The sequence below is a fragment of the Microcoleus sp. OTE_8_concoct_300 genome (assembly GCF_031383065.1).
Lineage (GTDB): Bacteria > Cyanobacteriota > Cyanobacteriia > Cyanobacteriales > Microcoleaceae > Microcoleus.
Genome location: NZ_JANMZH010000661.1, coordinates 1 through 6,160 on the forward strand (window position 1 = coordinate 1; position 6,160 = coordinate 6,160).

Annotated in this window: 7 protein-coding genes; 3 read left to right on the forward strand and 4 right to left on the reverse strand. The window is 47.0% G+C overall.

Going from position 1 to position 6,160, the window contains the following annotated elements; genetic code table 11:
• Nucleotides 1–257 (forward strand): hypothetical protein (locus tag ACUVJL_RS29950; protein ID WP_445249163.1); only part of this gene is annotated, 257 nt, incomplete at its 5' end.
• Here ACUVJL_RS29950 and ACUVJL_RS29955 read toward each other — a convergent pair.
• On the reverse strand, nucleotides 224–2,401 hold the full coding sequence (locus tag ACUVJL_RS29955; RefSeq protein WP_445249164.1) for a flavin-dependent dehydrogenase: 2,178 nt from the start codon (nucleotides 2,399–2,401) through the stop codon (nucleotides 224–226). The genes ACUVJL_RS29950 and ACUVJL_RS29955 overlap by 34 nt on opposite strands.
• Before the next feature lie 181 nt (nucleotides 2,402–2,582).
• Here ACUVJL_RS29955 and ACUVJL_RS29960 point away from each other — a divergent pair, with 181 nt between their 5' ends.
• Nucleotides 2,583–2,816, forward strand: a complete 234-nt coding sequence (locus ACUVJL_RS29960; RefSeq protein WP_333136647.1) for a hypothetical protein — start codon at nucleotides 2,583–2,585, stop codon at nucleotides 2,814–2,816.
• Nucleotides 2,817–3,137: 321 nt separating this feature from the next.
• Here the strand turns inward: ACUVJL_RS29960 and ACUVJL_RS29965 are convergent, their stop codons facing one another.
• Both ACUVJL_RS29965 and ACUVJL_RS29970 read right to left on the reverse strand, forming a co-directional pair.
• Nucleotides 3,138–3,266, reverse strand: a complete 129-nt coding sequence (locus ACUVJL_RS29965; RefSeq protein WP_445249165.1) for a hypothetical protein — start codon at nucleotides 3,264–3,266, stop codon at nucleotides 3,138–3,140.
• A 762-nt stretch (nucleotides 3,267–4,028) separates the two neighbouring features.
• Complete coding sequence (locus ACUVJL_RS29970; RefSeq protein WP_445249166.1) at nucleotides 4,029–5,108, reverse strand: M23 family metallopeptidase; 1,080 nt, start codon at nucleotides 5,106–5,108, stop codon at nucleotides 4,029–4,031.
• A 160-nt stretch (nucleotides 5,109–5,268) separates the two neighbouring features.
• Between ACUVJL_RS29970 and ACUVJL_RS29975 the strand changes: the two genes are divergently transcribed.
• Entirely contained in the window at nucleotides 5,269–5,982 is a 714-nt protein-coding gene (locus ACUVJL_RS29975; RefSeq protein WP_445249167.1) for a phosphatase PAP2 family protein, read from the forward strand.
• Between the two features lie 87 nt (nucleotides 5,983–6,069).
• On the opposite strand, the gene ACUVJL_RS29980 is transcribed toward ACUVJL_RS29975, so the two are convergent.
• On the reverse strand, nucleotides 6,070–6,160 hold a 91-nt coding region (locus ACUVJL_RS29980; protein ID WP_445249168.1), incomplete at its 5' end, for a succinylglutamate desuccinylase/aspartoacylase domain-containing protein.

Sequence of the window (6,160 nt, forward strand, 5' to 3'; positions counted from 1 at the left end):
TTGAAGCATTGACCCCACGGATAAATTCGGGGGGCAAGTTTCTCGGATACAGGTTTTTTATTTCTGGACGGATGAATCCGGGGGCTTGTATCCTGGATGCTTTCGGTCAATTATTGGCAGGTATTGTTGGTGAGGGGAGCCTCTACAAAAATCGCGGTCCCTCGACCGGACATGATATCACTCAGTTGGAATCTGCTGTAACTCAAAACTCACAACTCAAACCTCACAACAATTTTCTCGCTTTTCCCAGGCCGTAGGTGAGAGAATAACTGCTAGTCAACAGCCACAGCCAAACAGCCGGATACCGGGGCTCCAACCAAGGCTCTACCCTGCGGGCGAAGCTGGGAAGCCATCCAAACAGCCAACTAGCCAAAGCCAGCAGAGTAAAACTCAAGTAACTCCCCAGCCAGCGCCAAATATCCCGCAAGGTGACAAAATCTAAAATCCACATCAGGAGAGAAGGGTTTTTTCCTGCTGCTTCGAGCGCCAGTCGATTGAAAGTTAGCCAGTCGGTTCTGTCTTTAATAAAAGTTTCGGCTACGGCGAGTTTTTGTGCTGCCAAAATACCGAAAAAGGTATTGAGAATTGAATTAATCCTTTGGGGTGGCAAACTACGATTAGTTGGAACCATCATGCCTTTAGAAAACAGCCAAGTTACTGAAACATTGCTCTGGTAGGCGCGAATTTTGTTTAAGTGATTTGCCGTCAACAAATTGTGCTTTAAAGCTGTATCCAAAAGGTCTGTTAAGCGGAAAAGATTGCGGACGAGGGAGCCGAAGCCGGTGAAAACGAGGGGAGATTGCAGGGATGCTGCATCGCCGATCGAGATTAGGCGATCGATCGCCACGGCTCGATCGCTGCTGTTGGTGCTAAAATGCCCGGGAATATAACCAAAGGTCGGTTTTTTCCACACCAATTTATCGACATCGCAGCGGCGGTACTCCGGCAAAATTGCGAAAAAATCCTCGTACATTTCCAGCAAAGAACCGGGATTCTCGGGATGTACTTGGTGGTAGTGAAATAGATAAACTGTCAATTCTGTGCCGGCGCCGGGAAATAACTCCCAAATGAGCTGGCGACCTCGAGAAATGTCCCCGTGAGTGTAGAGCACATCCCCGTAATCGGAATCCCAAACCCCAGGCTCAAATCCTCCGTCGATGACTGCTCCCACCGTCGGACAAACGCTGTCAAAAGCCCGCCCTTCGTTCAATTGCCAAGCGATGGGAGAAGCCGAACCCATTGCATCCACCAGCAGCCGTCCTAATGCAGTGCGATCGGCTTTTGTCGGCAAGTGGCGACCCTGAACTACTACTTTTTCTACTTCAATATCGGCTCGGATAAACTCAGTTTCGTCCCAGATTTCCCCGCCAGCTTCTGTTAGCTTAACTCCCGCCAAATACAGCAGTTTCTCGCCGTCCAAAGCTACATTTAGCACCTTCGGCGTGTGCAGAACTGGCGCTTTAGCAACGGGCGGATTGTTAGCATCAAAAAACTTGTTGTAGCCATCTTTGTATTCTCGGGCAATCAAAGTTTCGATTTCCGCAGCAGTAAATAAATTCAAATCAATTAAGCTTTGAATTTCGTCCCGCGAAATATTCCACTCGCGATTCATCCGCCCGAAAGGCATTCGTTCCACTAGCAGCACTCGGTAGCCCAATCTCGCCATCACAGCAGCGTGAATCACTCCCAAGGCCCCGCCAATATAAATTAAGTCATAAAAAGTATCCCCAGAATCAGACACTGGAATTGTGCCGGATGCCTTCTCCCCTGTTCCAACTTCGGTTTTCCTCACCTCCGTTACATCCCTTACAGAATCCGTTGCCGAACTTCCTTCTTCGTGGAAAAACACTACTTGTTTTGGCTTTTGGGGATTGCGGGTGCCTTCGCGCCAGCGTTGCTCCCACCAGTAGACGCGCTGGAGGTCGTATTCGCCTTTGGGCATTTTTTGGAAGTATTTGACGGTCAGGGGGTAATAGGGGGCAAGAGCCTCAAAAATTGACTGTTTGGAGAGGTCTATGACAGGGGGTTTGGGGTAGCGATTGGGAAACTTGTTTCTCACAGCAAGATTCAGAGCTTCTAGGAACTTTCTTTCTCCAGCGGGCGCGTCTTCTAGACGAAAGACTTTTAAATAAGTTGTGCGCTGCAGTGACCAGACAAAGGTGGAAAGTTCTGTTGATCGCCAATTTTGGTTTCCTGAATTGGTGTCAGCGAAGGCGGGTTTTGGATTGGCATTTTGAGTTCCAGATTTGAGGCTCTCGGCTGTTGTGGCCGGTGAAAGCAGGCGAAAACCGTCAGGAGTAATAATTTTTTCTCCAATTCCCGGATCGAATTCGTGCTGCAACCAAGTGCAGACGGCTGCTGTATCTGGTGTGGGAACTTCTAGATAAAGAATTTCTTGCATAATTAGACTCTTAATTCTGAATAAATGAATAAAGATGGGGGAGTTGACAAGGGAGCAAACTAAGTTATACTCCCGAATACTTATTTAGTTTTAAATAAGTTTACAGTGTTCTCAAATTTTTAGCTGATTCGCCGGAAGCCCCACAGCGGCTGAATATCTACTCCCTTCGGTATGCATTCCTATGAATTATCCCATTCCTACGAACCCTCAAGAAATGATTGCTTTGCGACAGCAGCCGCTGAATGAAGAATTGGTGGCATCGGCGATCGCGGGTGTGATTCAAATAGCTCGATCGCGCTCTCAGTCTTTGGATGAGTTGAAGGCTGAGGTGCTCGCCGACGACAATCTGCTCGATTTTGCTCAGAGGCTCTGGCTGAGCGACATTGTGGCTCAAGCTTGGGACAATTGGCCTTAGACTACAGCGTGTCATCAATTAGATAAGCTAGAGGAAGCCATCCCATTCGGAAACCAATCCAATAACGATGACGCGACGTTATGCGCTGTGCGATGACCAATGGGAACGCATCAAAGACCTATTGCCGGGACGAGCGTTCCCGATCTTGAGTCACTGCCTTCGTAGAATCGGTTGTTCGTGGAAGCTGAACAAGCCATTTGCCAAATCAAAGTCATGCAGCTATAGCCTTTCTCAGAAAGATGAGGTACTCATGGGCATAGGGCATAGGGCATAGGGCATAGGGCATAGGGCATAGAGCATACCTCACTTTTTTGAGAACCGCTATATATCAGATAAGCACCCACATTGCAAGTTTTGGGTGTCTTTGCTGGCGATGCAGTGGGCGATGTAGTTGGCTGTGGTGTTGGCTGTGGTGTTGGCTGTGCGATCGCCTGCAAGAGTTCGACTCAATAGAAGTAAGCTAATACCAATTTTTTATGAGGCCCCGTAGAATCCGATCTTTCGTCGCCCCCCAAGGCATCGGGGGGGACAAGATTCCGATCTTTCGTCGCCCGACTATCAGGGGGATGCGAGGGGGATCGAGATATGTGCAACTTCACATTAAATTGGTATAACCATTATCATAATTGTGGTTAATCCACAAGTCAGCGATCGCAAAAAAGCAGAACAAGAACTTCTGCTTAAAAGCTTTGTTTTCAGCAGAACTTCTTGTGTCATTTTCCTAGTGTGTTATTTTGCCATATCATCTACCCAAAAAAATGCTTTTCTGAAATTTATCGCGCCTATTGTCACAAAACCTATATAACCACTTATAGCAATCCTTGCAGGAGTCGTAAATTTTTTACCCCACCCCAACCCTCCCCTTACTAATGGGAGGGAGTAAGAAATTCACTAATGATTTAGGATGGCTATAGATATATCTTAATGAAGAATGTCAGCCAATCCAGAGGACTCGTCTTTAGAAAAATTTTAGTAATCTGGGGAGGCGGATTACTCGCTATTTCTTGTTTGCCTAACCAAGAAGCTGTAGGTTTTCCGACTACAAAGGCTAGCGAATATATTGATAATCATCCGATTTGAGATTTTAAATTTTAGATAGTGGAATTTATCCCACAAATGAATCCGGGGGCTTGTTGTTTACTCCTAAAGATTTAACAGTTAACTGAGATGAGGAAAATCCTGTTATTCTGAAAACTCACAACGGCCAAGGGACTAACGCAACTCAACTTCTCGCTTAACTTCTGCCAAAACTCGATCGCCCCGCGTCAACCGATATTCGGCCCGCCAAACTCCGGGAGTCAGAGGAGAATTTGTACTGTTTCTTTTGCCGACATAACCCAACCAAGTGCGGCTGGGGGCTTTAATTTCCTTGGGCTGGTCAGCGATGGTTTTGCCGTTGGGTGCAAATAATTTGTATTGTTCACGATCGCCCTTGAGAACTCCGTAACTTTGCACCCAAAACAACAAAGCTGGACTGTTTGCAGGGAGTGTAGTCTCTGAAAATTGTCCTTCCCAGACAGCGTCCATATCGGGTGGCTTATTGGCAAAACCGGCCCGAATTAAACCTGTGGAAATATAGTCTAGAGGCTTGTCCCAAATTGGATTGCGGGCGATGTTGCAGCCTAACTTGGCGTCGGGACCGACAAAGGGATCTACGGGTTTGCCTTGATAGCGAAAAGTTACGTGTACGTGGGGGAAAGATGCCATCCCAGAGTTTCCCACCATGCCCAAAACCGTGCCTTTTTCTACCTGCGTACCCGGTTTGACGGCAACGCTGCCTTTGCGGAGGTGGCAGTATTGGGCTTCCCAGCCTGCGCCGTGGTCGATTACCATGCCGTTGCCGCATTCTGTGCCTGCGATGCTGGCTTTGTCTGTATCGTTTTGTAAACGCCGATCGACCACACCATCTCGTGCTCGCAAAACTTTGCCTGCTGCGGAGGCAATCACTGGAACTCCTTTTGCCATTGCTTTGGCGTCGGGAATGGCAAAGTCTGTGCCGTCGTGACCGTCGTAGGTTTGGCGCCCGCAGCCAAAATCTACGGCGGTGGGGCCGGGTTCTCGATCGAAATATACGAATACAAAACAGTCTTTGCCCAGGGTACAGTCGATCGGCAGCCCGAATTGCGGGTTGTTCGGCTTTTGCCCGACTGCTGAAGAAACGAGACGCTGGGCGATGGTGTGGGCTTCGCCGATCGGGGCATTGACTCCGGTTTTTGTAGCACAGCTAGAAAGACTTGTCAACCCCACGGTCAACAAAATTGCAGAAATGTATTTTTTTGATAGTATAGTCATTCGCCGATTGGAGGTAAAAGCTGAGGTGGCTAGTGAAAAATCAATTAATGATTCAGAATATAGTTGCTCAAGAATCTAGACGATCGGTAAGGCGTTTTCGTTTCCGATACTTGTTGTATTATTGTCCGTTGAAACTTTTAAATTTTGAATTCCTTAAAAAATGCGCTCTAAAATTCGATCGCTCATTTCGATAATTCGCCTGGCCGGGCTTGCTGTTGCTGCTTTCGCGATGTGGGTATTTGCCACCCTTGCCGAAGAGGTTTTGGAAAAGGAAACCTACGCTTTCGATAGCTCTATTTTACTATATCTTAGGAGCCTTCACACTCCGCTGCGCGATCGCATCATGCTCGCCTTTACATTTTTAGGGGAGCCAAATTTGCTGCTAGCGGTGAGCGTGAGTTTGGGTATTATCTTGTGGGTGGGCAAACATCGCTCCGAAGCCACAACTATTGCAGTTACTGGCGCCGGGGCGGTCGGTTTAAACCTACTGTTAAAAAAACTTTTTGCCCGCGATCGACCTCTACTTTGGGAGCGCGTTGTTGACGTTCGCTTTTACAGTTTTCCTAGCGGACACGCGATGATTTCAATGGTTATTTACGGTTTGTTAGGATATTTCTTGGGTTCGCGCTTTCCCAAACAGCGCTGGTGGATTTACAGCTTGACAGTTGTATTAGTTGCTGCTATTGGTTTGAGTCGGCTTTATCTAGGGGTTCACTGGCCTACCGATATTATTGCCGGTTATACGGCGGGTTTGGTGTGGCTGATTGCCTGTATTCTCAGTTTGGAAGTATGGAAGCACTTTCGTTCTGTTAGTGCGCCTTCTTCAGAAGAGTTTTTGTCACCAGAACCCTCTCAAGAAATAACTAATAACTAATGACTAATGACTAATGACTAATGACTAATGACTAATGACTAATGACTAATGACTAATAACTAATGACTAATGACTAATGACTAATGACTAATGACTAACAACTATTTGCTTTTGGGTAAAACACATGGCAATTCCTTTTTCGTAGTAAGCGGCCTCGTTAATGAAAATTGGATATACG

Bases quoted from the DNA above. Each gene is read 5' to 3' on its own strand.
- ACUVJL_RS29975 (WP_445249167.1), top strand. From the start codon at position 5,269: ATGCGCTCTAAAATTCGATCGCTCATTTCGATAATTCGCCTGGCCGGG.
- ACUVJL_RS29955 (WP_445249164.1), bottom strand. From the start codon at position 2,401: ATGCAAGAAATTCTTTATCTAGAAGTTCCCACACCAGATACAGCAGCC.
- ACUVJL_RS29960 (WP_333136647.1), top strand. From the start codon at position 2,583: ATGAATTATCCCATTCCTACGAACCCTCAAGAAATGATTGCTTTGCGA.
- ACUVJL_RS29970 (WP_445249166.1), bottom strand. From the start codon at position 5,108: ATGACTATACTATCAAAAAAATACATTTCTGCAATTTTGTTGACCGTG.